This is a genomic window from Clostridium sp. cel8 (assembly GCF_014050525.1).
Taxonomy (GTDB): domain Bacteria; phylum Bacillota; class Clostridia; order Clostridiales; family Clostridiaceae; genus Clostridium_B.
On record NZ_JACGAG010000007.1, the window covers coordinates 78149 to 104670 of the forward strand.

Below are 26522 nucleotides of genomic sequence, written 5' to 3' on the forward strand. Positions count from 1 at the left end.
ACCTCCTATTTAACCTCTTCTAAAGTGAAATCACTAAATGCCTCCTGAAATTCTACTGGTATTTTTCCCTTTACTATTCTAAGATTTTCATCTTTAAAATAATGAATCTTTAATATCTTATTCTTATGATTATTTAAAAATCTTATAAGTTCTTCTACATCTAAATAACATTCATTTATTCCTCTTATACTCTCATTTTCACTAATTAATTTTACATAATCTCTAAAATCTCCAAGTACAGTTTTACTGTCCTTATATTCAACTCTCATGTAAAGCCTTGGATACTGACCTATTTTACTCCTAGTTGCAAGTTCAGGTATTGCGTATCTCATAGCTTCATCAAGTAAAGCTACATCTTCTTCTCTAAGTCTTGTCTTTTCTGCTCTTTTTCCTGATATAACTCCTGAAAATGCTATAAAAGAATACTTAACTCTATAATCTTTTCCTATTGTTCCCTGGCTATTTCTCTCTCCTGATGAAAAGTGTGACGTTATACTTGCTTCCATAAGTTCCACTTTATTAAGAGAATATCCCCAGTTAAACTGTACAGGTCCTATAAAAGTTTTGTTATCTTTCTTTATAGGAATAGTTGCACCAAATAATCTAACATCTATAAGTTCATCAAGTATAGTATCAACATCATTATTTTTCAAAATTCCTATTATTTTTTCAGGAGTTACTGATTTATCTTCTAGTTTTCTCACAAATACATTATCCTTATATCCATTATCCATTAAATAATTTCTCACATACCTTTTAAGTCTAATATCTGATACTAAATTTATTTCTCTTTCATAGTCCATTCTTGGTCTATTTTCTTCATCCGGATCACCATTTGGATTTGAAAGTTTAGCATCATAAAGATATAATATTTCACTATTATTCATTTAAACTACCTCTTTCTTTTTATTATTTAACATTGCCTTTGTTGTATCATAACTATAACCTGAAAGTATATAAAATAAATTTTCCTGCTTATTCATTTTCCAGGTTTTAATATTGGAATCTATAAGTCTTTTATATTCACTAAAAATCACTTCATTGTATTGCCTTATTTTTTCCTGATCTAACTTTCCAAAAACTTCTGTAGTAAGTCTTATTATTTTGCTTTTATCTATTCCACTGTAATTGAGTTTATTTAATATAGGCTTTTTTACATCTGAATCATTTTCAGATTTTTGGTCACTTTTGTGAAGTCTTTTATATTGGGCATTTCCAATCTCACCTATAAGATATCCAAGCAAAAACATAGCTGTTTCCTCTTCATCATACTCCATTTTTTTAATATATTCTTTAATATCATCTTTCAGTTTCAAGCTTTCTACATTCATAGCTTTTTCCTCCTTAATACATCCCATAAATTTCATAAACTTAATAAACAAATTCCCATTTAAAACAGTCCTATGTATAGAATTGTTTTTTGGATTTACATTAAATCCTTCTTTCCCAAAATATATTATCTGAACTGATTTTATAAGATTATTTACTATCATATTCTTTTGTATATTTCTATGTGTAAATATAGCATCATATATTGAAAGTAAATTTCTGTATTGCTTTGGTTCTCCCTTTACAATTTTTATAGGAACAAGATAATATATATTTTCAAGTCCTAATCGAGTTTTCCATCTATCACCGAATAAACCTTTTGCAATATTAAAAACCTTATTTGAGTTAAAATTTATTTCTCCAAAAATAGAAGGATCTACATCTTTTATTAACTTCTGAACCTTAGTTGAAGCCTGAGCACTTTTATAAAATATTAAATTCAAGAGATAAAAAGTTTTATAATCTTTAATATCAAGAGAATATTGAGCTTTTTCTTTAAGATCTTTTATACTATCAAAATTTTTTACAGTATTAAAAGAATTTTTTACATTTTCAGATATGTAATCAAGCTCTTCCTTTTCAAGTGGTTTTCCATAAACAAAATGGGGTATTAAATATACTTTGAATCCTGAAAGATTAGTACTTAAATTATTTTTTACATATGATTCACCAGCTATTAACTTATTCAAGCAACTCTGGCATAATATCATATTTTTATAATAATTTTTTCTATTTAAATTGCTACTAAATATAATTTGATTTGTAGTATAGAATTTTATCTGAATTGGTGTCATATCATCTGTTAAATTTTTAGTACTACCACACATAGAACAGTATTTTTGTACATTATTATTAGTTTTTTTAGATTTTTTAGATTTTGTCTTTAATTTTTCAAATTTTACTTGTTCTCTATATTCTTCATAATCACTTAAAGGAACGTTATCAATTAGTACAGTGAACAACCCTATTTCATTAAATTTCAAATCATATTTTTCTTTTATATATTTCTCAAGTATTTTTCCTAGTCTATCCGTAATTTTTTTATCCTCAAGTCCTTCATTCTTTAAATCTTCATATATTTTCTCTACACTTTCATCACATATGTTGAACTTTCTAAGATCTAAAGCATATCTATATTTATCTTTAACTTGATCTCCTAAATCTACATAAAAATTTTCAAATATTTTATTTATTTTGAAGTTTAAATCTTCTCCAAAATCCTTATTTTTTAAGTTAAAAAATGTTTCTGTGAGAAAATAATTTGCAGTAGTACTAGATGAAAACCATTGTGGTGATGCAGGACCACCAGATTTACCTATAAATAGATATTTAAACGCAGTATTTTTTCCCATTTCTTCTGTAACATCAATATCCAATTCATTAGATTCAGTATTAAAATTAAATTTAAGCACATGTAATTTCTTGTTTTTTCTAGTATCATTTAATTCTTGAACTAAACTCATAAGTATATCCCCACCAGAAAGTACTGCACTTCCTATCTGCATTATACCTTCCTGCACTATATCACCTTCTTTCATAATAAATATTAACTATATACAATAATTCTATATATTTTTTCAAATTCCTGCTTTTTATTCTATTTTATCTCTATACATCCAAATCCTTGAGAATTTTTTGAACCAATTCCTGCATTATATGCTATATTCATAAGCTCTTTTGAACCCTGAATCAAAAACTCCCCATCCCATCCTTTTATTATGTAGCCTTTATATAATACAACTCTTTGTTTAAGTTTTGACTGATTTATAGCTTGTATAGAAAATTCATCATCTTTAGGAGATTGTCCATAATATGCTTCATACTTATGTATTAAATTTTTTCTTATGAGTTCGCTAAATTCACGCTCTAAAGGACTATAATAATAGGTCTTATTTCCTAGATAATTCTTAAAAGTGCTATATACTACTATAGGCGATCTAGTATATACTTTTTCCTTATTAGAAATCTTATTATAAATACTTTGTATAGATTTTATATTTACTATATTATTTCCAAATTTGAAATTATCCTTTCCTATTACATTTGCTGCAAGATAATTTAAAAATTTATCCTCCAAAGATGAAATAGTAAAATTAGCATTATCGAAAAAATCTATAGTTTTATTTTCTCTATTGATCTTAAATTTTCCAAAGATTTTTGAAAATGTAAATAACTTATACTTTCTATTTTTAAATTTAAATCCAACATCATGTATAAACTTTTGATAGTTCTCATCACCAAGCCAATTCAATATAACTGCTTGCATTATATTATTATATTGTATAGGCAAATTTAAATTTCCATCAAACTCCAAAGTTATATTAAGTCTCATATATAATCAACTCCAATTTACAATTTTATATAAACAAGTCCTGTGAATTCTTAATAACTCCCATTTCTTCTCTTTTTGAATATCTGACACTGTTGAATCTATATATTATAACGGAATCTTCACTTTTATCCATAAGTTTATCCATTTCTATTTTTAACTTTTTCAAATTTGCTCCACTAATTTCCCCTTCAAATACTGAATTTTGGACCCACGTTAAATATTTTCTGCATAATTTTAGTGCCTTTCCAACTCTCTTTTCTCCAAAATCATAAACCAAAATAACAAACATTTTACCACCTCGCTATAAATCCACAGTATTTTTCATCTTCGGTAATGTGTTTTTGAATTTTATAAAGTTCCATTCTAATAAGTCTTTTATAACTGACAACTTTATTCAATGAAGGATATTTTATAGTAGTATAAAGTTTATTATTATATTCTTGTAAAAATTTTTTCTTTCCTTCATCAGACAGAAGTATACCATTAAAATCATCTTGAAAATCTTTTTTAGTAATTACCTTTCTGTTTAAAAGTAAGAAAATACATCTGTCTACTAATATAGGCTTAAATATTTCTGCTACATCTAAATTAAGGGAAAATCTTCTCATATTTGTGGAATGTAAATATCCTATTCTTGGATCAAGATGTGTTTGATAGATTTCTCCAAGTACTGTGGAATACATAACCGAATTGCCAAAACTTATGAGTGCGTTTATATTATCTTTAGGTGGCCTTTTATTTCTATAAGTAAATTTAAATTCATCATTTTTAATTATCTTATTGAAGCATGTATAATATTCCTGTCTTATATTTCCCTCAACTGCCATGAGTTCTTCTATAGTTTCTGTACTTTCCATAGATTTTAATTTAACTGAGATATCCTGAATTTCAATTTCTAAATCAATCCCCCTACTTTTATAATATTTTAACACTACTAGTATATTTGATACAGCTGTTTCTATTATTTTCTTTGCAAGATTAATTCTTTTTTGAAAATCTAAGTAGAACTCACACTGTTTAAGTATTACATATCCAGAATTATAATGTTCTCTAGGATAAAATGTTCCAGTATAATATCCATAATAATTAAAAAAATGCACACATATTTCTTTTTGAGATGCAAAATCTAAAAATTTCTTATTTACCGTAACCTCTCCAAATATCCATATATTATTTATTTCTTCTACAGGTATATATTTCTTTTTATTATGACTTTCAAAATATAAAGTATTATCTTTCCTCTTCAATTCCCCATCATTAAATATATAAATATCTTTTTTCAATTTAATTCCTCCAATATATCAACTTAGGCAAAACAATATTCCCTATAAGCACAATTCTTGCAATAAGGTATTTTTTTCACTTTAGGCGGATTTTCAAATGAGAGTATATTTTCTATATCATTAATCATTCTATTCAATTCACTTTCTGAATCATTATCTAATACAACGTCTTCACGTTTTCTCTCTTCAGGATACAAAAGTTGCCCAGTTGCAGTTATTCCAGCTTCTTTTAGTGTACGCAGATAAAACATAAGCTGCCATTTAGACGCAATTCTATATCTAGAGGATTTTTTAGTTTCACCTATGACCATCTTATTTTTCGATTTAAATATTACATCAAACTTAACGTTTCCAAAACTTATTTCCTTTGTCTTTCTTTTATAAGTTTTTTTATGTATAAACCTACCTATGTCTATATTTTCATCCTGCTGATCAGGTACAATTTTTCTTGACATAAGCCACAGTTCTCTCTTGCAAATGTTATAATACCACAGATATACTCCATTTATATACATATACAATTCCCCTTTTTTATCATAACAACTGTTTCACTTCTTAATATTAATTATAACAATTTTGGTTCCATATTAACAGTATTTTTACATTTTTTTATTTTTTTAACTTTTATATATAAAATTTTACCACTTATAAGATAATATTGTTTGTTTCAATTCCTCATAGGTAGACTAAAAACACTTTGTTAAGAAGTTTGAAGAGTTTGAAAAATTGGGGTTTCAATTCCTTATAGGTAGTCTAAAAACATTTATATATGGCGAAGTATTTTTGCACCAATGAAGTTTCAATTCCTTATAGGTAGTCTAAAAACCCTTTTGCATATCCTACATATTTTCCGCCTTTAAAGTTTCAATTCCTTATAGGTAGTCTAAAAACTTTTCATACGTTATATTTACTTCCCTGTCGTCTTGTGGTTTCAATTCCTTATAGGTAGTCTAAAAACTATTTCGCTTAGTTCGAATCCTCCGTAGCAACTATGTTTCAATTCCTTATAGGTAGTCTAAAAACACTATACAAATAGCAAAAAATTTAAACGTCATAGTTCCGTTTCAATTCCTTATAGGTAGTCTAAAAACTATTATGAGGACTTTACAATTATGGAGAAGAAAATAGGTTTCAATTCCTTATAGGTAGTCTAAAAACCGAGAAAAATTTTGACTATTACAAAGTATTATACGGGTTTCAATTCCTTATAGGTAGTCTAAAAACTGGTCCTATGGAAGATAGGGCAGCAGAATTGGGAAAGTTTCAATTCCTTATAGGTAGTCTAAAAACCCTATTACATTAGAACAAGCTAAAGTTGGTATGGCCAAGTTTCAATTCCTTATAGGTAGTCTAAAAACTTGAAAAGAAATGGAAGGAGGGAAAATAAATGACACAGTTTCAATTCCTTATAGGTAGTCTAAAAACTGATAAATATATAGATTTGTCTGATAGTGCAGCATTGAAGTTTCAATTCCTTATAGGTAGTCTAAAAACGCTGCTTTGATGTATTAAACTCATCTATGAATATCTGTTTCAATTCCTTATAGGTAGTCTAAAAACTTGGCTTATTCTTCATTATTCTCATTATCTTCACCTTGTTTCAATTCCTTATAGGTAGTCTAAAAACGACGATGTACTAAATGAAGCTGGTATTGAAGCAAGTAAGTTTCAATTCCTTATAGGTAGTCTAAAAACATTCAATGAATCTAAAATGATTTTTGCAATATTATCGTTTCAATTCCTTATAGGTAGTCTAAAAACTCCAGCAGTTCCAGGGTCCACTATAGAACCATCTTCGTTTCAATTCCTTATAGGTAGTCTAAAAACCTGTTGAAGTAATGCTTTTGCCATCCGCCCCATCAAGTTTCAATTCCTTATAGGTAGTCTAAAAACCTATATACAAAAGCACCTATGGAAGTAACTGAACCAGGTTTCAATTCCTTATAGGTAGTCTAAAAACGAGAAACTTTCGACAAGCACAAGGAAATAATATTACAGTTTCAATTCCTTATAGGTAGTCTAAAAACGGATTTAGGCAAAGGCGGTCAGAATATGCTAATATGTTTCAATTCCTTATAGGTAGTCTAAAAACTTATTTATTTTTAAAGGTGGAACGCCATCTAAAACGTTTCAATTCCTTATAGGTAGTCTAAAAACAGGCAGTGAATACAGCAAGCCTAAAAGCTATAAAATGTTTCAATTCCTTATAGGTAGTCTAAAAACCCATCCAAGTACCATTATAGCAGGACTTATAAAAATATCAATATGTTAACAATATATTAATGAAATTCATAAGCCCCTGTAATTACTTAATTTTATCATTTGTCGACCTCCCGGGTTTTTTGCACTACTGGAGGTCGACGACAAAAGCTGCTAACTTTAAAAAGTTAGCAGCAAAATATATTATTGTTTAATAATTTTTCTCATATCTCCTATCATATAAAGAGATCCAGATATCAATATAATATCATCTTTATCTGCATATAAAAGGGCTTTTTTATATGCATCATTATAACTTAGAATAGCTTCTGAATTTTTATTGTACTTAGATACAATTTCATTGAGCTTTAAAAAGTCTTCTCCTCTATCACTATTTGGAGTAACACATATAACTCTTTTTGCAATAGGTGCTATTATCTCTACCATTTTATAAACTTGCTTATCTTCAAGTATACCCAATATCAAAATAATATTTTTATATTTAAAGTAAGTTTCTATATTCTCTTTAAGTGTATTTATTCCTTCTATATTGTGAGCTCCATCTATTATAGTAAGTGGGTTTCTTTTTAATACTTCAAGCCTTCCTATCCACTTTACATGTGACAATGCCTCAATTGATTTTTCCATGTCAACATGAAATCCAGATTCTTTAATTTGAAGCAGCGAGGCAATAGCTGAGGCACAATTTAACATCTGATGCTTTCCAAGAAGAGATAACCTTATATTATATATTTTATCTCTTAGAGATATTTTAATATTTTGCACATATCTATCACTATTTCTATCCAATTTATTTTTATCTAAAAGTTTAACTGAGTCCCTTTTAATTTTTATAATAGGTGAATGAAAAGTGTTACATATATCTTCTATTACCTTTTCTGCCTCATGCTTTTGTGGATATAGCACAACTGGTACTTTATCTTTTACTATTCCAGCCTTTTCATATGCAATTTTACCTAAAGTATCTCCAAGTATATTCATATGATCCAAGCTTATTGACATTATCACACTTAAAATTACTCCTCCACCGTATTCAGGAGAAAAGGGCTCCATTACATTTGTAGCATCAAGTCTTCCTCCAAGTCCAACTTCTATTACTGCAAAATCCACTTTCATCATATGAAAATAATAGAACATAGCACAGGTTTCTATTTCAAATTCAGTAGGATTTTCATATCCAAGTTCTATTACTCTTTCCACAGCTTTTGAAACCTCTGTTACAGAAAGTGCTAAATCATCTCTAGATATTTTTTCTCCATTTATCTGTATTCTCTCCTCAAATACTTCAAGATGTGGAGAAGTGTACAGCCCAACCTTATATCCATTTTCTTTTAGCATCTCTGCAATCATTGCAGCAGTAGAACCTTTGCCATTGGTGCCAGCTATGTGTATTGACTTTATCTTTCTTTGTGGATTTCCCAAAATTTCAAGTATCTTTTGAACTCTTTCAAGTCCAAGATTAATTCCAAATTTAGCTGTACTCTCTATATAATTTAATGCTTCTTCATAATTCATAATTTTTCATCCTGCTTAATTTAAGCTTTCTATTCTTTCAAGAACATTTTTATACATTTCTTTATATTTTTTGCCTTTTTCTCTTTCAGCATCTACAACTTTTTTAGGTGCTTTAGATACAAATTTTTCATTTTTAAGCTTTTTCTCTACTCTATTTATTTCATTTATAAGCTTATCTTTTTCCTTATTAAGTCTTTCTATTTCCTTATCCTTATCTATTAAATCGAACAATGGCATGAATATTTCAGCACTCTTTGTAACTTTAGATACTGCATTCTCTGGTGCTTCCTTTTTATCATTTAAGAACTCAACTTCACTTGCTGAAGCCAATTTTTTGAAATAATTCTCTCCATTTTTAAAAGCTTCTATTGCATCTTTTTCATTTACATAAAGCATAACCTTTGCTTTTCTTGAAGCAGGAACATTCATGTCTGTCCTTACATTTCTTATAGCCTTAATTGCCTCTATAACATAATACATATCTTCTTCAGCTTTTTTGTCCTCAAGTGAAGGATCATATTCAGGCCACTTTGATATAGCAATAGACTCGTATTCTCTATTGTAAAGATGAGTATATATTTCCTCAGTTATAAATGGCATTATAGGATGCAAAAGTTGCAAGCTTACAGTTAATACTTTATTAAGTACATTGTAGGCAACTCCTTTAGCCTCTTCATCTTCACCATACATTACAGGTTTTACAAGTTCTATATACCAATCACATAGTTCTCCCCATATAAAGTCATATATCTTTTGTGATGCTATTCCAAGTTCAAATTTATCTATATTATCTGTAACTTCTTTTACAAGTGTATTCAATTTTGAAAGTATCCATCTATCCGCTTCTGTATAATTTTTAGAGTTACTATATTTTTTCATCAAGTCTTCATCCATGTTCATAAGGACAAATCTTGAAGCATTCCATATTTTATTTGCAAAGTTTCTCGAAGCTTCCACTCTTTCAGGATAGTATCTTATATCATTTCCAGGCGCATTACCTGTAATAAGTGTAAATCTAAGAGCATCTGCACCATACTGGCTTATTACATCTATAGGATCTACTCCATTTCCAAGTGACTTTGACATCTTTCTTCCCTGTGAATCCCTTACTATACCATGTATAAGTACATGTTTAAAAGGTATGTCACCCATACAGTAAAGACCTGCAAAAACCATTCTTGCAACCCAGAAGAATATGATATCATATCCTGTAACTAAAGTGTTTGTAGGATAGAAATATTTCAAATCCTCTGTATTTTCTGGCCAGCCAAGAGTTGAAAATGGCCAAAGTGCTGAACTAAACCAAGTATCTAAAACATCTTTATCCTGTTCAAGATTTTCGGAACCGCATTTTGTACATTTCTTTGGTTCATCTACAGATACAATCATCTCTCCGCAGTCTTTACAATACCATACAGGAATTCTATGTCCCCACCATAGCTGTCTTGATATACACCAATCATGAATATTTTCCAGCCAATTAAAATATACTTTTTCAAATCTTTTAGGTACAAATTCTATCTTTCCATTTTTAACGGCATCTAGTGCAGGTTTTGCAAGTGACTCCATCTTTACAAACCACTGTTTTGAAAGCATAGGTTCAACAGTAGTTCCACATCTATCATGACATCCTACATTATGAACATGTTCCTTTATCTTAACTAAAAATCCCTGCTGTTTTAAGTCCTCTACAACAAGTTTTCTAGCTTCATATCTATCCAATCCATCATATTTTGTGCCTGGAAGTTTTATAGTTCCATCTTCATTCATCACTATAATTTCAGGAAGATTATGCCTCTTACCTACTTGATAGTCATTAGGATCATGCGCTGGTGTTATTTTAACTGCACCTGTTCCAAATTCCATATCAACATAATCATCTGAAACTATAGGAATTTCCCTATTTATTATTGGCAACAGTGCTTTTTTGCCAACTAGATCTTTATATCTTTCATCTTTAGGATTAACTGCTATTGCAGTATCACCAAACATTGTTTCAGGCCTTGTAGTTGCTATCTCAAGATATCTATCAGTACCTATTATAGGGTATTTTATGTGCCAAAAATATCCTTTCTGTTCTTCATATTCTATTTCTGCATCAGATAGTGCAGTTTGGCACTCAGGACACCAATTTATTATCCTATTTCCCTGATATATAAGTCCATCTTCATATAATTTAACGAAAAATTTTCTAACTGCCTTATTTAGTCCAGCATCCATAGTAAATCTTTCTCTTGTAAAGTCTACTGAACTTCCTAATTTTTTTATTTGATTTGAAATTCTTCCTCTATATTCTTCTGCCCAATCCCAGGTTTTTTTCAAGAATCCTTCTCTGCCTATTTCATCTTTTTTTATGCCATCTTTTAAAAGTTCCTTTTCAACTTTTACTTCTGTGGCTATACTTGCATGATCTTCCCCTGGAAGCCACAATGTGCTATATCCTTGCATTCTTCTTGTTCTTATAAGAATATCTTGAATAGTATCATCCAGTGCATGACCTAGATGAAGCTTCCCTGTTATATTTGGTGGTGGTATAACTATAGTATATGGCTTCTTATTTTCATCTGGCTTTGGTGTAAAGTACCCCTCTTTCTGCCACTTATCATAAATTCTTTCTTCAAATTCCTTTGGATTATATGTAGTTGATATCTCTTTTTTATCTGACATAAAAATCCCTCCTATGTTAAATTATTAATCTTATTATAAATACTTTATTTTCTGTAAAATGTGAATTATTTTAAAATAAATTATAAAAACAAAAGAGCCTCCACCCCTAAAGGACGAAGACCCGCGTTACCACCTTTTTTTCTATACATAAATATAGACTCTTAATTATTAACGACTACAGGCCGTCTTTACCTACTTTTTTTCAGTAAAGAAATTCCAAAGCTACTTTCAGAATAAATCATATAGAAAACCTCTCAACTAATAGATTTTCCTCTCTTTATACTCTTATATTCCTACTCCTCTTTTTCACCATTGTTATAGTAATTTCATTTTATACAATATAATTATAACTTTAAATTAGAAACTGTCAAGGAGTTTTAATAACTTCTTCTGCAAAAGAATTATCCACTATCTTGTCAAATGGAGGTCTACTAGGTATAAGACTTGGCTTATAAGATTGAATTATATCCATAAGTCTATTCAAATTTTCTTCTTTAATTTCTGGATTAGCTGCATAAGCACCTATATCTCTGTAATTTTTTACAACAGTTTCTAATATGCTAAGATCTGTACCTGGGAAAAATGATTTTATCTTAGTTGCAACTTCTTTGTCTGTATGATTTTTAACCCAAATTTGTCCTTCATAAATAGCTTTTGTAAATTTCTTTATAACATCAGGATTTTCAGCTATATATGATTTAGTTGCAAAATAACAAGTGTATGGAAGGCTTCCTACTGACTTTCCAACAGATGCAACTACATATCCATTGTTATCATTTTGAAGCATACTTGCAGAAGGTTCAAACAGTGCCACATAATCCCCTGTTCCTGCTTTAAATGCTCCTGATGTAGCTGTGTATGCGATATTAGTTATAATATTTACATCCTTTTGAGGTTTAATATTATTTTTCTTAAGTGCATATTCTAAGGCCATTTCAGGAACACCTCCAGGTCTTCCTCCTATTATGGTCTTACCTTTTACGTCACTCCAGTTGAACTTGTCAGATTTTTCTCTACTTACTAAAAAAGATCCATCTGTTGTAGTCATCTGTGCAAATAGAACAGGGTAATCTTCTCTTTTTTGATTGTAAATGTATATTATCTGTTCTGGTCCACAAAAACCTATATCTGCATTTTTACTAAGCACAGTCTGCATTGTCTTGTCTGCTCCTTGACCTGTAGTAAGGTCTATAGATAGTCCTTGCTCTTTAAACATTCCTTGATTTATAGCAACGTACATAGGTGCATAGAATACAGATCTTGCAACTTCATTTAATTTTATTTTTTTCAGCGAACTAGTATTTTTAGTGCTACCACAGCCCGAAAAAATAGTGGTTAAAAAAACTAAACTAAACAAAAGAGCCACTAAGCTAAACTTACGTTTCTTCATATATATATCCCCTAACACAATTTTTATATCAATTTATATTATGAAATAATACATATCTTGTGTCAGTTTTTTTATTTTATTTTATATAAAAAGACACTACAAGTAGTTACTTGTAGTGCCACATTTCACACTATTTATCCAAACTATCTGCAAATATAGGCTTACCTATAAATTCTTTTCTCTCTTCTTCTACTGCATTTTCTTCATTTAAAGACTTAAATGCAACAGAAAGCATAAGTTTCAATCTATTTAACTGATTAACCTCGCTTGCACCTGGATCATAATCTATAGCAGCTATATTAGTTCCTGGATACTTTTTCTTAAGTGCCTTTATCATACCTTTACCTGTAACATGATTAGGAAGACAAGCAAATGGCTGCATACAAACTATATTCTTTGTTCCACTTTCTATAAGCTCTATCATCTCAGCTGTTAAAAACCATCCTTCACCAGTTGCATTTCCAAGAGATAGTATATTAGATGCAGCTCTTGCAAGATCTTCTATGCTAGATGGTGGTGAAAATCTCTTGCTACTTGCAAGTGCAGCTTTCATGTGTTTTCTAAAGTATTCAATTATCTTTATACCAGCTCCATTTAAAATTTCACTTATTAGGCTCTTTCCAAGATGTTCATGTTTAAATTTAGCACCATAGGCAGTATATAAAAGGAAATCAGCCAAATCAGGTACTACCGCTTCTGCACCTTCACTTTCAAGTATTTTTACAATCTCATTATTTGCTGTAGGATGGAATTTAACAAGTATTTCTCCAACTACTCCAACCTTTGGTTTCTTTATATCAACTATATCAAAATTGTCAAAATCCTCTACTATATTGTAGATGTTTTTCTTGAATTCAGAGTGACTTCCATTTCTAACATTTTCCTTGCCTTTTTTAACCCATTTTTCATATAACTTATTTGCAGACCCTGGTACTTTTTCATAAGGCCTTACCTTGTAGAGAACTCTCATTAAAAGATCACCATATATAAGTCCCATCAATCCTTTATTTAGAAGTGATGGAGATATTTTAAATCCAGGATTTTTCTCCATACCAACCATATTTATTGACACAACTGGTATTTGTTCCATTCCTGCTTCTTTTAATGCTTTTCTCAAAAATGCTATATAGTTTGTAGCTCTACACCCTCCACCTGTTTGTGATATGAGAACTGACGTATTGTTTAAATCATACTTTCCAGATTTTAATGCCTCTATTATTTGTCCAACAACTATTATAGATGGATAACATGCATCGTTGTTTACATATTTAAGTCCTTCATCTACTGCCTTTTTATCAACAGATGGAAGTATCTCCAGCTTATAACCTGATACATTGAAAGCCTCTTGAATAAACTGGAAGTGTATAGGTGCCATTTGAGGACAAAGTATCGTATGCCTTTTTCTCATTTCTTTTGTAAAAATTATCCTCTTTCTATTTTCATATAAACTGTGAGGTTTAAATCCAATCTTTTTTCTTTCCTCAAGTGCAGCTTTTAAAGAACGTATTCTTATTTTTACAGCTCCAAGATTACTTATCTCATCTATTTTAAGAGATGTATATATCTTACCATATCTATTTAATATTTCCTGAGTCTGATCCGTTGTAACTGCATCTAATCCACATCCAAATGAATTCAATTGAATAAGTTCAAGATTCTCATTAGTTGCCACAAAGCTTGCAGCTGCATATAACCTAGAATGATATACCCATTGATCTACTACTCTAAGAGGTCTTTCAACTACTCCAAGGTGTGCTACAGAATCTTCTGTTAAAACAGCCATTCCATAAGAAGTTATTACATCTGGAATTCCGTGATGCATTTCTGGGTCTATATGATAAGGTCTACCTGCAAGTACTATTCCTGTTTTACCAGTCTTATTTAGATATTCAACTACTTCTTCACCTTTTTTTCTTATATCCTGTTTTACTTTATGAGCTTCCTCATATGCAGCTTCTACAGCTGCTTTTATTTCGCTTTTTTCTATTTTAAACTCTTTTAATTCTTTAGTTAGGTCTTCTATAAGTGCATTTTTATTATCTAAAGGCAAAAATGGATTTTTAAATATTATATTTTTTTCTTTAAGTACATCCATATTATTTTTTATTACTTCAGGATAAGAAGTAACTATAGGGCAGTTATAGTTGTTATTAGCTTCTTTCTGTTCTTTTTGTTCATATGGAATACAAGGATAAAATATAAATTTAATTCCCCTTTTTACTAAACTCATTATATGCCCGTGTACAATTTTTGCTGGATAACATACTGATTCAGAAGGTATAGTTTCTATTCCAAGGGAATACACTTTCTTTGTAGAACGTGGTGAAATTTCAACTCTAAAATGAAGCTTAGTAAAAAATGTAAACCAAAATGGATAATTCTCGTATAAATTCAATACGCGTGGAATACCAACTTGTCCTCTAAAAGCTTCTTCTTTTTTTAATGGAATATAATTAAATATTCTCTTGTATTTATAATCAAATAAATTTGGCACATCATTTTTTGATTTTTCTATTCCAAGTCCTCTTTCACATCTATTTCCTGAAATAAATTTATTTCCGTCAGAAAATTTATTTATTGTAAGAAGACAGTTATTTGCACATTTTCCACATCTTCTTCTCGTAACCTCTACATTGAAATTCTCAAGCTGATCTTCTTTTAAAAGAGTACTCTCTCTAGATTTATCATATCTTTTTTTAGCAATTAAAGCAGCTCCAAAGGCACCCATAAGTCCAGCTATATCAGGTCTTATTACCTGTCTTCCAGATATTAATTCAAAAGCCCTAAGTACAGCATCATTGTAGAAAGTTCCTCCTTGGACTATTATCTTATTTCCAAGATCTTTCGGATTCCTTATTTTTATTACCTTTAGAAGTGCATTTTTTATAACAGAATATGAAAGTCCTGCTGATATATCTCCAACAGACATTCCTTCTTTTTGTGCTTGTTTAACTTTTGAATTCATAAACACAGTACATCTTGACCCAAGATCAACTGGTTCTTTTGATGTTTCAGCAGTTTTTGCAAAATCTTCTACCTTCATATTTAGTGAATTTGCAAAAGTTTCTATAAATGAACCACATCCAGAAGAACATGACTCATTTAGCATTATGCTATCGATTACTCCATCTTTTACCTTAAGACATTTCATATCTTGTCCACCAATATCTAGTATAAAATCAACTCCAGGCTGAAAAAACTCAGCAGCTTCATAATGAGATACAGTTTCTACTTCACCAATATCTACAGAAAGTGCAGATTTTATAAGTCCTTCTCCATATCCTGTAACTGCAGAATTCACAATTTTAACATTCTTTGGAAGCTTACTATATATATCTTTCAATATTCTTATAGATGACTTTAATGGATCTCCATTATTACTTCCATAAAAAGAATAGAGAAGTTTTCCATCATCACTTATAAGTACAGCTTTTGTTGTAGTTGATCCTGCATCTATTCCAAGGAAACAATCTCCTTTATATTCTTCTAAATTTTCTCTTTCAACTTTATGACCTGAATGTCTCTTTTTAAATTCATTTAACTCATTTTCATCTTTAAAAAGTGGTCTTAAAATTTGCACTTTATCATCTTGACTATCATCCATATTGGAAAGTCTATCTACTAAAGTACTAAACTTGATAACCTTCTCTTTTTTAGAAGAAAGTGCTGCTCCTTGTGCAACGAAGAGCTGCGAATTTTCTGGAAATATAACTTGATCTGGAGTTAACCCAAGAGTTTCTATAAATCTCTTTCTAAGTTCAGATAAAAAATATAGTGGTCCTCCCAAAAATGCTACATTACCCTTTATAGTTTTTCCACAAGCAAGTCCACTAATTGTCTGATTTACTACAGACTGAAATATTGATACGGCTATATCCTCTTTTGCTGCGCCTTCATTTAAAAGAGGTTGCACATCGGTTTTTGCAAAAACACCGCATCTTGCTGCTATTGGATATATTACCTTATAGTTTTTAGCAAGTTCATTTAAGCCCATTGCATCTGTCTGAAGAAGTGATGCCATTTGATCTATAAAAGCTCCAGTTCCTCCAGCACATGTACCATTCATCCTCTGATCTATGCCATCTTGGAAAAAGGTTATTTTTGCATCTTCTCCACCAAGTTCTATAGCTACATCAGTTTGTGGTATGAATCTTTCTATAGTATTAGTACATGCAACTACTTCTTGAATAAAATGTACTTTAAGCCACTTAGATACAGATAATCCACCTGATCCTGTAACCATTACAGTAATATCAGCATCTTTTACCTTTTCATATGCATCTCTGATAACTTTAGCTATAGTACTTTTAATATCAGAAAAATGTCTTTGATACTTATTGTAGATAATTTTGTCCTTAATATCTGATACAACTATCTTTACAGTAGTTGATCCTACATCAAGGCCTACATGAAGTAAATTTTTCATAAACAATCACCTTTTATAAATAATAGTTTTAAATTTGTATTATTGCATTATATAAATAGCTTCAATTAATTTATCCAATGATTTTCTAGTTGAAGCTATCTATTGTCAAATATATTATAACATATGTATCCTATCTATCAATTCAAACAAACATTACACATATGTTAAAATTTACAACTGTTAAAGCAGATACACTAGGAGCTTATTAATTAGAAGTATTCTAACTTTTAAATAATTAAATTATAAACTTAAGATATTAAAATTACAAGTACAAGTATTATTAGTATTTAGTACTATTATAGTAGTAAGTATAATTATTATACTTACTACTATAATAGTATCATCAATAGGACAATCTTAATTTATGTTAAATAAATTATATTAATATCAAATTAGAAAAATAACCTTAAAAGAGAATAGATTTTTTATCAAGGAACAATACTTTGTAAATGCTCATATAATAAATCATAATAGTAGAAAGTTGCAGTCAAATTTAAATAGTAAAAAGTGCCTACTCTTTACAAGGAGATGATATTTTGAGTAAATTAACAGCAAAAAATATATATATGAATTACCATTCTCTAAAAAGCTCTACAGAAGCTTTAAAGGACATTTCCTTTTCTGTAGAAAACGGTGAATTTTTAAGTATTGTAGGACCATCAGGTTGTGGCAAAACTACACTTTTAAATATAATCGCAGGACTTGTAAAACCCTCTTATGGAGAAATATATATAGATAACAAAAAATCTACTTCAATATCTAATAAAATGGGATATATGTTTCAGAGAGATCAATTGTTTGAATGGACAAATATATGGAATAACATAACATTAGGATTAAAAATACAACATAAATCTATTGATTTATATAAAGATAAAATAAATTCTCTACTTGAAAATTACGGACTTATGGATTTTATAAACTACTACCCAGAAGAGCTGTCTGGAGGTATGAGGCAAAAAGTTGCTCTTATAAGAACTTTAGCTTTAAATCCAGAAGTATTACTTTTAGATGAACCATTTTCAGCACTTGACTATCAAACTAGACTAAACATAAGTGATGAAATATTTAAAATCCTAAAAAGAGAAAATAAAACAGTAATAATGGTAACTCATGATATTGCAGAGGCAATTTCTATGTCTAATAGAGTTTTAGTCCTATCTAAAAGGCCTGCTAAAATAAAAAAAATATTCAATATAACCTTTGATAAATCATACAACTCTCCACTTAAATCCAGAGAAGATCCTAAATTTAGAATATACTTCAATGAAATCTGGAAGGAGTTGAATTAGTATGATAGATATTTTAAAGGAACATGAACTGTATATAAAAAATATAACTAGTAGAAAGAAAAAAATTTTTACATTTAGAATATTAATTTTAGTGTGCTTTTTTGCATTGTGGGAAATAGCTGGTGATTTAAAATGGATAGATCCATTTTTAACTAGTACACCTTCAAGAATGTGGAAAACTCTAGTTAAATTATATTTAGAAGGAAATCTTTTTACCCATATAGGAATAACTTGTCTTGAAACTGTATTAGGATTTCTTTTAAGTACATTTCTAGGAGCTCTTATTGGAATACTTCTATGGCTATCTGATTTTGTATCTGAAGTACTGGATCCTTATATTGTTGTGCTTAATGCACTTCCTAAAATCGCTCTTGCACCAATAATAATTTTTTGGGTAGGAAATGGAATGTCCGCCATAATAATGGTTGCAGTTCTTATATGTATAGTAGTAACTATATTAAATATATTAAATGGATTTAGAGAAGTAGATAAGGATAAGATTAGACTTTTGAAAACTTTTGGTGCATCGAAATTGCAAATTTTAATGCATCTTGTAATTCCAGCTTCAATCCCTACTTTAATATCAACATTGAAGATAAATGTAGGTCTATCTTGGGTTGGAGTAATTATGGGTGAATTTCTTGTTGCAAAAAAAGGACTTGGTTTCCTTATAATATACGGTGGTCAGATATCTCAGCTTGACATGGTAATGGTAAGTATAATTATATTATCTATACTTGCATACATTATGTACAAATTTGTAGAAGTTATAGAAAACAAAGTAAAAAAGAAATTCCTTCATTAAGTAAAATTGGACTGTAGATAAAAAATTTATCTACAGTCCTTATTTCTACCTTACTTTTTTTATAATTATAATCTTTTAAGGCATATATAATTTCACATTACATAAATTTCATGATAAAATTATATAATTAAACATTATATAATTTTTTAGGAGGAAATTCTATGAAAGAACTATTAAAAAAGTGGACTAATATAAGTCTAGTAAAAAGAATATTAGCTGGTTTAGCTATCGGTATAATTCTAGCTGTAACAATTCCTAATCAAGCACAACCTATTTCAATTTTAGGTTCCTTGTTCGTAGGTGCATTAAAAGCAATAGCACCTATATTGGTATTTTTCTTAATTATGTCGGCTATTTCTCAGCATAAAAGTGGCCATCAAACCAACATGAAGTCTATTATCATTCTTTACCTTTTGGGTACGTTTTTGGCTGGTCTTGTTGCCGTTGTAGTAAGTTTTATATTCCCTGTTACATTAACACTGACAAAAGGCGCTGAGAACGTTTCTGCCCCAGGTGGCGTTGTAGAAGTTCTAAAAAATCTATTGATGAATATAGTTGATAACCCTGTAAATGCTCTTGTTAATGCCAATTATATAGGTATACTAACTTGGTCAATTTTATTTGGGGTAGCTTTAAAAAATGCACCTGATTCTACAAAAGCCCTAATAGCCAATCTATCTGACGCAACATCACTAATAGTACAGTGGATTATAAATTTTGCTCCATTTGGAATAATGGGTCTTGTATTTAACTCTATTTATACAAATGGACTTAGTTCATTAATTAGCTACGGAAAATTGTTGGTAGTATTAATTGGCTGTATGGCCTTAATAGCTTTTGTTGTAAATCCTATTATAGTATTTATGAATATTCATATGAATCCATATCCCCTTGTACTTAAATGTCTAAAAGAAAGCGGTATTACAGCATTCTTTACTAGAAGTTCAGCTGCAAATATTCCTGTAAATTTAGGTTTGTGTGAAAGACTCGGTTTAGATAAGAATACATATTCAATATCTATTCCATTAGGTGCAACAATAAATATGGCTGGTGCCGCTGTTACTATTTCTGTTTTAACTCTTGCAGAAGTTCATACTCTTGGAATAAACGTAGATATTGGTACTGCACTTATACTAAGTATATTGTCCGCCGTTTCAGCCTGTGGTGCATCCGGAGTTGCTGGTGGTTCACTTCTTTTAATTCCTATAGCATGTAGCTTGTTTGGGATACCAAATGATATTGCCATGAAAGTTGTTGGTGTTGGATTTATAATTGGTGTTTTACAAGATTCTTGTGAAACAGGCCTAAACTCATCTACAGATGTACTTTTTACTGCTACTGCTGAATTTGCAAAAAGGCGTAAAGAGGGTAAAGAAATTATCATTAATAAATAATAGATATCATCTATTGAAATTAATTTCTTAACAAACTACAATAATAATTGTAAGAAAAAATAATTTATTTAAACTTAAATATAAAATCATATACTTAGTATATTATTGCTCATTTCAGGAAATAATTTAGCAATAATCATTAGTATATTAAGGGGGAAACTATCTTATGAAAATTCCAAGACATATAGGAATAATCCCAGATGGTAACAGACGCTGGGCAGTAAAAAATGGAATGAGTAAGGAAATGGGATATGAATACGGATTAGCCCCAGGTAGGGAAGTATTTAATATTTGCCAAAAATTAGGTGTTGAAGAATTAACTTATTACGGTTTTACAACCGATAATGTAAAAAGACCCCAAGTACAGAGAAAAGCTTTTACTGCAGCTTGTATAAAAGCAGTTGAAATGCTTTCAGATGAAGATGCCTCTCTTTTAGTTATAGGAAATAAAGATTCACATGTTTTCCCACAAGAACTTCTACCATATACTAAAAGAAAAGATATAGGAAAAGGTGGAATGAAAGTCAATTTTCTTGTAAATTACGGATGGGACTGGGATTTAAGAAATATAGCTAATGCAAATGGTAAGAGCAGAAATTCAATTTCATCAAGTTTAAAATCACATGATATAAGCAGAATTGATCTTATAATAAGATGGGGAGGTAGAAGACGTCTTAGCGGATTTCTTCCTGTACAATCAGTTTATTCTGATTTCTACATAGTAGATGATTATTGGCCTGATTTTAATCCATCTCATTTATATAATGCCTTAGAGTGGTATACCAAACAAGATGTAACTCTTGGCGGCTAATTTTTGAATCCTATAAATTATATTATATATATTTCAAAAAATTGTCACTTATATATTAAATATTTTCGTAAAATAATATTTAATAGAGGTGATATAAATGTTAAGAAATAAAAGATCCAATAGAAAGATACCTATTGAAAGTCATGAAACTGCTCCATGGACAAATATAAAAAAAACAAAACCTGTGTCAAATGTATCAATACCTGATATATCTGAAATATATGATTCAAAAAGCTGGGTAGATGAAAACGAGAAATAGATTTCTATTATATTTAATAATGGAAGATTGTAAGATTAAATCCAATCTTACAATCTTCCATTTATTTTTGCTACATACTACTCATTATAATTCATTTGGGACAACTTTTTGTATATATTATATCTATCCTTAGCATTTTTCTCTGCTTGATCAAATAATTCATCTGCTTTATTTGGCAATACCTTTCTAAGTGAAGAATACCTTATCTCTCCTTGTATATATTCCTTAAAGGAAGTCTTAGGTTCTTGTGAATCCAAAACAAATGGGTTTTTGCCTTGAAGTTTCAATGTTGGATCAAATCTGTAAAGATGCCAATATCCAGCTTCCACTGCTTTTTTCTCCTGAGCTATACTAGTTCCCATTCCAGTTTTTATACCATGACTTATACATGGTGCATAGGCTATTATAAGTGATGGTCCTCTGTAATTTTCAGCTTCACGTATTGCCTTTATAGCATGATTCATATTTGCTCCAAGTGAAATCTGCGCTACATACACATATCCATAACTCATAGCCATAAGACCAAGATCTTTTTTCTTTATATGCTTACCAGATGCTGCAAACTTTGCTACTGCTCCCGTCTGTGTTGCTTTAGATGATTGACCTCCAGTATTTGAGTACACTTCTGTATCCATTACAAATAGATTTACATCATCTCCAGATGCAAGCACATGGTCTACTCCTCCAAATCCAATATCATATGCCCATCCATCTCCTCCAACAATCCATTGGGATTTTTTAACGAGAAAATCTTTTTTAGATAATATTTCATTAAGGATGTAATCTTTAGAATAATCTTTGCAAGCCATAATAGATTTAACAACTTTTTCTGATGATATTTTTGAAAGGCTTCCATCTTCCATAGTGTTTATCCACTCATTAAATGATTTTATTATATCACTCTCTCTACTATTTTCCTTTGAATTTTCAATATAAGTTAACATGAGTTTTCTTATTCTATCTCTCATATACCTTACTGCTAAAAACATTCCATATCCATACTCTGCATTGTCTTCAAATAGTGAATTTCCCCAAGAAGGTCCCTTACCTTCACTATTTTTAGTATATGCAATAGCTGGCGCACTAGCTCCCCAAATTGATGAACATCCAGTTGCATTTGCAATCATCATTCTCTCTCCAAATAGTTGTGTGAGAAGTTTTATATATGGAGTTTCACCACATCCAGGACATGCACCATTGAACTCTAAAAGAGGAGTAACAAACTGACTTCCTTTTAATGTATTTCTACTCATAATATCTTTTTTCTCAGATATAGTCATGGCATAATTCCAATTCTTAACTCCCCTATCAACTTGGGTTTCAAATGGTTTCATAACAAGTGCCTTTCCCGGAGCAGGACATATATCTGCACAGTTACCGCAACCAGTACAATCCATAGGAGATACCTTTATTGTAAAGTTTAAATTTTCAAATCCTTTTCCAAGGGCTTTCTTACTTTCAAATTCATCTGGTGCATTTTTTAATTCATCTTCATTTAAAAGGAATGGCCTTATTGTAGCGTGTGGGCAAACATATGAGCACTGATTACATTGTATGCACTTATCCATCTGCCATTCAGGAACCATTACAGCTATTCCTCTTTTTTCATAAGCAGTAGTTCCAACAGGATAAGTTCCATCTTCCATATTTAAAAATGTACTTACAGGTAAATTGTCACCTTCATTTTTAGACATTGGTCTTTGAATATTTTTTATAAAATCAGGCTCATCTTCATCTATCTGTATATCATCAGAATCTATATTTTCACTTATAGCCTTCCACTTATCACAAATAGTTACCTTTTCAACTTCTTGAAGTCCTTTATCTACAGCCTCTTTATTCATCTGTACTATCTTTTCGCCTTTTCTTCCATAGGTCTTTTCTATTGAATCTTTCAAATATTTAACTGCTTCATCTATAGGAATTATATTTGCAAGTTTAAAAAATACAGCTTGCATTATCATATTTATTCTTCCTCCAAGTCCTATACTGGAAGCTATTTTTATGGCATCTATAATATAAAAATTAATATCATTCTCTGCAATATACTTTTTCATATAATTTGGCAATTCATCATTCAGTTGATCCTCTGTCCATCTACAATTTAATACAAAAGTACCTCCCTTTTTAAGACCTTTCAATATGTCATAATTGTATATAAATGACCTATTATGACATGCTACATAATCTGCATTGTGAACTAGATAAGGTGACTTTATAGGCTTTTTGCCAAATCTTAAATGAGATATTGTAGTTCCTCCTGACTTCTTACTGTCATAGGAAAAGTATGCCTGAGCATATAGATCAGTATTATCACCAATTATTTTTACAGCTGACTTATTTGCTCCAACAGTTCCATCTGAACCAAGTCCCCAGAATTTACAGCTTATAGTTCCTTCTGGAGATGTCTCCACTTGAGGACCTTCTTTCAAAGACATATTTGTAACATCATCTATTATACCTATAGTAAATCGCTTCTTTGGATTATTTGATTTCATATTATCAAATACAGAAATTATATTGGAAGGAGTAACATCCTTTGAACCTAAGCCATATCTTCCTCCAAATACTTCAGGTCTATGTTCACATTCATAAAAAGCTTTTGATACATCAAGATAGAGTGGTTCACCAATTGATCCAGGTTCCTTAGTTCTATCGAGAACAGATATATTTTTAACTGTATGTGGAATAACATCTAAGAAATATTTAGCACAAAACGGTCTATAGAGATGCACCTTAACACAGCCAACTTTTTCGCCCTTTTCAATTAGATAGTCAACTGTTTCCTCTATAGTATCACATACAGAACCCATTGCAATTATTATATTTTCCGCATCTTTTGCACCATGATATTCAAATGGTTTGTAGTTCTTTCCTGTTATTTTGTTTATCTCTTTCATATACTCATTTACAATATCTAGTACCTTATCGTAAAATCTATTTGAAACTTCTCTCCCTTGAAAATATATGTCTGGATTTTGAGCAGTTCCCCTAGCAGTTGGATGCTCTGGATTTAGCCCCCTTTTTCTAAATTCCTCTATTGCATTATAATCTACAAGATTTTTCACATCTTCATAATCAATTACATTTATTTTTTGATATTCATGAGAAGTTCTAAATCCATCAAAAAAATGGAGAAATGGAACTCTTGACTTTATAGCACTTAGATGTGCCACAAATCCCATATCCATAGCTTCCTGAACATTTGATGAAGCTAAAAGTGCAAAACCAGTCTGTCTACATGCCATTACATCTTGATGATCTCCAAATATTGAAAGTGCATGTGTAGCAAGTGCTCTAGCACTTACATGAAATACCCCTGGAAGATGTTCTCCTGCTATTTTATACATATTTGGAATCATGAGAAGAAGCCCTTGTGATGCAGTATATGTAGTAGTTAGGGCTCCTGCTGCAAGAGATCCATGGACTGCTCCAGAGGCTCCTGCTTCTGACTGCATCTCACTAATTTTCACTGTATCTCCAAATATATTTTTTTTGCCTTGAGATGCCCATTCATCTACAGCCTCAGCCATAGGAGAAGACGGCGTGATTGGATATATAGCAGCAACTTCAGTAAATGCGTAGGATGCATAAGCTGCTGCTGTATTTCCATCCATAGTCTTCATTTTACTTGTCATAATAAATCACTCCTCATTGTACATAGGTACATATTTCATTCAATATTTATTATTTGAAATATGTAGATTTATCATACATAGGATTTTAAAATAAATAAGTTATAGATTAATACATTTGATTTTCAATTGATACTAATTTCACATTTAATTTTTATTGACGTATACTAATTAATAGGCTATTATAATAATAATTATTTTTTATCATTTGATAAAGATATGATTTGTATAGGGGATGTTATTATGAATATCAAGGTAAAAACAGCAAGTCTTTCCATATTATCAAACAGCAGTTTAATAGTGATGAAAGTAATTGTTGGGGTTATTACAGGATCAGTGAGTATAATATCTGAGGCAATTCACTCTACTATAGATTTGACAGCTTCTTTTATATCTTTTTTTTCTGTAAAAATATCATCTAAACCTGCAGATAAAGAACATCCATATGGACATGGTAAATTTGAAGATGTATCTGGTGTACTTGAAGGTATATTAATTTTTTTTGCTTCCTTATTGATAATATTTGAATCTATAAAAAAACTAAGATATCCTGGAGAATCAAATCCATCTGCAATAGGTTTTATTGTAATGTTTATATCATCTTTTATAAACTTCTTTATATCTAGAATACTATATAAAGTTTCAAATAAAGAGGATTCAATAGCTCTAAAGGCAGATGCTTTACATCTTAGAACAGATGTTTATACTTCCCTTGGAGTTGGAATAGGGCTCCTTTTAATTTGGATAACTAAATTAGAAGTACTTGATCCCCTTATAGCCATTGCTGTTTCAATATTTATTTTGAGAGAAGCCTTCAATTTGTTAAAATCAGCCTTCAATCCACTTGTAGATGTGAAATTATCTGATGATGAGATAAACACTATTAAAAACATACTATCAGAATACAGTTCTGTCTTTTGTGAATTTCATAGATTGAGAACTAGAAAATCTGGAAATATGAAATGTATAGATCTTCACTTAGTATTTCCCAATGACATGCATGTAAAAGATGCTCATGATATATGTGACAGTATAGAAAACAGAATATCTTCATCTCTTACAAATACAGAAACTATGATCCATATAGAATCTTGCAATAACGATTGTAAAAACTGTAATTTTAAGAAGAACTTAAATTGTACTGATAATAAAAATAAATAGACT

General features: G+C 30.1%; 17 protein-coding genes, 1 CRISPR repeat array and 1 other annotated feature. Of the genes, 6 read left to right on the top strand and 11 right to left on the bottom strand.

Features of this window, described 5'->3' with window-relative positions:
- Nucleotides 1–5: 5 nt before the first annotated feature.
- The 10 genes from cas7b to H2684_RS07935 form a co-directional block, all read right to left on the bottom strand.
- Nucleotides 6–887: a type I-B CRISPR-associated protein Cas7/Csh2 gene (cas7b, locus tag H2684_RS07890; RefSeq protein WP_182088857.1), complete on the bottom strand. Its 882-nt coding sequence runs from the start codon at nucleotides 885–887 to the stop codon at nucleotides 6–8.
- Nucleotides 888–2867 (bottom strand): type I-B CRISPR-associated protein Cas8b/Csh1, encoded by a 1980-nt coding sequence (gene cas8b, locus H2684_RS07895; RefSeq protein ID WP_182088858.1) that lies wholly within the window; start codon nucleotides 2865–2867, stop codon nucleotides 888–890.
- A gap of 59 nt (nucleotides 2868–2926) precedes the next feature.
- A complete protein-coding gene (cas6, locus tag H2684_RS07900; protein WP_182088859.1) occupies nucleotides 2927–3661 on the bottom strand; it encodes a CRISPR-associated endoribonuclease Cas6 in 735 nt (244 codons plus the stop codon).
- Nucleotides 3662–3686: 25 nt separating this feature from the next.
- Nucleotides 3687–3950, bottom strand: a complete 264-nt coding sequence (cas2, locus tag H2684_RS07905) for a CRISPR-associated endonuclease Cas2 (RefSeq protein WP_182088860.1) — start codon at nucleotides 3948–3950, stop codon at nucleotides 3687–3689.
- 1 nt (nucleotide 3951) lies between these two features.
- Nucleotides 3952–4944: a type I-B CRISPR-associated endonuclease Cas1b gene (gene cas1b / locus H2684_RS07910; protein ID WP_182088861.1), complete on the bottom strand. Its 993-nt coding sequence runs from the start codon at nucleotides 4942–4944 to the stop codon at nucleotides 3952–3954.
- Nucleotides 4945–4967: 23 nt separating this feature from the next.
- A complete protein-coding gene (gene cas4, locus H2684_RS07915) occupies nucleotides 4968–5459 on the bottom strand; it encodes a CRISPR-associated protein Cas4 (RefSeq protein WP_182088862.1) in 492 nt (163 codons plus the stop codon).
- A gap of 149 nt (nucleotides 5460–5608) precedes the next feature.
- Nucleotides 5609–7167: direct repeats of the CRISPR family, unit length 30 nt; unit sequence GTTTCAATTCCTTATAGGTAGTCTAAAAAC.
- Between the two features lie 180 nt (nucleotides 7168–7347).
- On the bottom strand, nucleotides 7348–8679 hold the full coding sequence (locus H2684_RS07920; RefSeq protein ID WP_182088863.1) for a folylpolyglutamate synthase/dihydrofolate synthase family protein: 1332 nt from the start codon (nucleotides 8677–8679) through the stop codon (nucleotides 7348–7350).
- A 15-nt stretch (nucleotides 8680–8694) separates the two neighbouring features.
- Entirely contained in the window at nucleotides 8695–11346 is a 2652-nt protein-coding gene (locus H2684_RS07925) for a valine--tRNA ligase (RefSeq protein ID WP_182088864.1), read from the bottom strand.
- A 106-nt stretch (nucleotides 11347–11452) separates the two neighbouring features.
- Nucleotides 11453–11665 (bottom strand) — a binding site (T-box leader).
- A gap of 48 nt (nucleotides 11666–11713) precedes the next feature.
- Complete coding sequence (locus tag H2684_RS07930; protein ID WP_182088865.1) at nucleotides 11714–12736, bottom strand: ABC transporter substrate-binding protein; 1023 nt, start codon at nucleotides 12734–12736, stop codon at nucleotides 11714–11716.
- Nucleotides 12737–12866: 130 nt separating this feature from the next.
- A complete protein-coding gene (locus H2684_RS07935; RefSeq protein ID WP_182088866.1) occupies nucleotides 12867–17162 on the bottom strand; it encodes a 2-hydroxyacyl-CoA dehydratase in 4296 nt (1431 codons plus the stop codon).
- Between the two features lie 536 nt (nucleotides 17163–17698).
- Between H2684_RS07935 and H2684_RS07940 the strand changes: the two genes are divergently transcribed.
- From H2684_RS07940 to H2684_RS07960, 5 genes are all read left to right on the top strand, one after another.
- Nucleotides 17699–18454 (top strand): ABC transporter ATP-binding protein, encoded by a 756-nt coding sequence (locus H2684_RS07940; protein WP_182088867.1) that lies wholly within the window; start codon nucleotides 17699–17701, stop codon nucleotides 18452–18454.
- A gap of 1 nt (nucleotide 18455) precedes the next feature.
- Complete coding sequence (locus tag H2684_RS07945) at nucleotides 18456–19259, top strand: ABC transporter permease (protein WP_182088868.1); 804 nt, start codon at nucleotides 18456–18458, stop codon at nucleotides 19257–19259.
- A 161-nt stretch (nucleotides 19260–19420) separates the two neighbouring features.
- Entirely contained in the window at nucleotides 19421–20653 is a 1233-nt protein-coding gene (gene sstT / locus H2684_RS07950; protein WP_182088869.1) for a serine/threonine transporter SstT, read from the top strand.
- 166 nt (nucleotides 20654–20819) lie between these two features.
- Nucleotides 20820–21464, top strand: a complete 645-nt coding sequence (uppS, locus tag H2684_RS07955) for a polyprenyl diphosphate synthase (RefSeq protein ID WP_182088870.1) — start codon at nucleotides 20820–20822, stop codon at nucleotides 21462–21464.
- Nucleotides 21465–21561: 97 nt separating this feature from the next.
- Nucleotides 21562–21723 (top strand): DUF3787 domain-containing protein, encoded by a 162-nt coding sequence (locus tag H2684_RS07960; RefSeq protein WP_182088871.1) that lies wholly within the window; start codon nucleotides 21562–21564, stop codon nucleotides 21721–21723.
- 77 nt (nucleotides 21724–21800) lie between these two features.
- Here H2684_RS07960 and nifJ read toward each other — a convergent pair whose 3' ends face one another.
- Entirely contained in the window at nucleotides 21801–25361 is a 3561-nt protein-coding gene (nifJ, locus tag H2684_RS07965; protein ID WP_182088872.1) for a pyruvate:ferredoxin (flavodoxin) oxidoreductase, read from the bottom strand.
- Nucleotides 25362–25601: 240 nt separating this feature from the next.
- On the opposite strand from nifJ, the gene H2684_RS07970 reads away from it, so the two are divergent.
- Nucleotides 25602–26519 (top strand): cation diffusion facilitator family transporter, encoded by a 918-nt coding sequence (locus H2684_RS07970; RefSeq protein ID WP_182088873.1) that lies wholly within the window; start codon nucleotides 25602–25604, stop codon nucleotides 26517–26519.
- Nucleotides 26520–26522: the final 3 nt, after the last annotated feature.

Excerpts from the sequence above, each read along its gene's own strand:
- cas7b (WP_182088857.1), bottom strand. The coding sequence starts at position 887 with ATGAATAATAGTGAAATATTATATCTTTATGATGCTAAACTTTCAAAT.
- cas8b (WP_182088858.1), bottom strand. The coding sequence starts at position 2,867 with ATGAAAGAAGGTGATATAGTGCAGGAAGGTATAATGCAGATAGGAAGT.
- cas6 (WP_182088859.1), bottom strand. The coding sequence starts at position 3,661 with ATGAGACTTAATATAACTTTGGAGTTTGATGGAAATTTAAATTTGCCT.
- cas2 (WP_182088860.1), bottom strand. The coding sequence starts at position 3,950 with ATGTTTGTTATTTTGGTTTATGATTTTGGAGAAAAGAGAGTTGGAAAG.
- cas4 (WP_182088862.1), bottom strand. The coding sequence starts at position 5,459 with ATGTATATAAATGGAGTATATCTGTGGTATTATAACATTTGCAAGAGA.
- H2684_RS07920 (WP_182088863.1), bottom strand. The coding sequence starts at position 8,679 with ATGAATTATGAAGAAGCATTAAATTATATAGAGAGTACAGCTAAATTT.
- H2684_RS07925 (WP_182088864.1), bottom strand. The coding sequence starts at position 11,346 with ATGTCAGATAAAAAAGAGATATCAACTACATATAATCCAAAGGAATTT.
- H2684_RS07930 (WP_182088865.1), bottom strand. The coding sequence starts at position 12,736 with ATGAAGAAACGTAAGTTTAGCTTAGTGGCTCTTTTGTTTAGTTTAGTT.
- H2684_RS07935 (WP_182088866.1), bottom strand. The coding sequence starts at position 17,162 with ATGAAAAATTTACTTCATGTAGGCCTTGATGTAGGATCAACTACTGTA.
- H2684_RS07945 (WP_182088868.1), top strand. The coding sequence starts at position 18,456 with ATGATAGATATTTTAAAGGAACATGAACTGTATATAAAAAATATAACT.
- sstT (WP_182088869.1), top strand. The coding sequence starts at position 19,421 with ATGAAAGAACTATTAAAAAAGTGGACTAATATAAGTCTAGTAAAAAGA.
- uppS (WP_182088870.1), top strand. The coding sequence starts at position 20,820 with ATGAAAATTCCAAGACATATAGGAATAATCCCAGATGGTAACAGACGC.
- H2684_RS07960 (WP_182088871.1), top strand. The coding sequence starts at position 21,562 with ATGTTAAGAAATAAAAGATCCAATAGAAAGATACCTATTGAAAGTCAT.
- nifJ (WP_182088872.1), bottom strand. The coding sequence starts at position 25,361 with ATGACAAGTAAAATGAAGACTATGGATGGAAATACAGCAGCAGCTTAT.
- H2684_RS07970 (WP_182088873.1), top strand. The coding sequence starts at position 25,602 with ATGAATATCAAGGTAAAAACAGCAAGTCTTTCCATATTATCAAACAGC.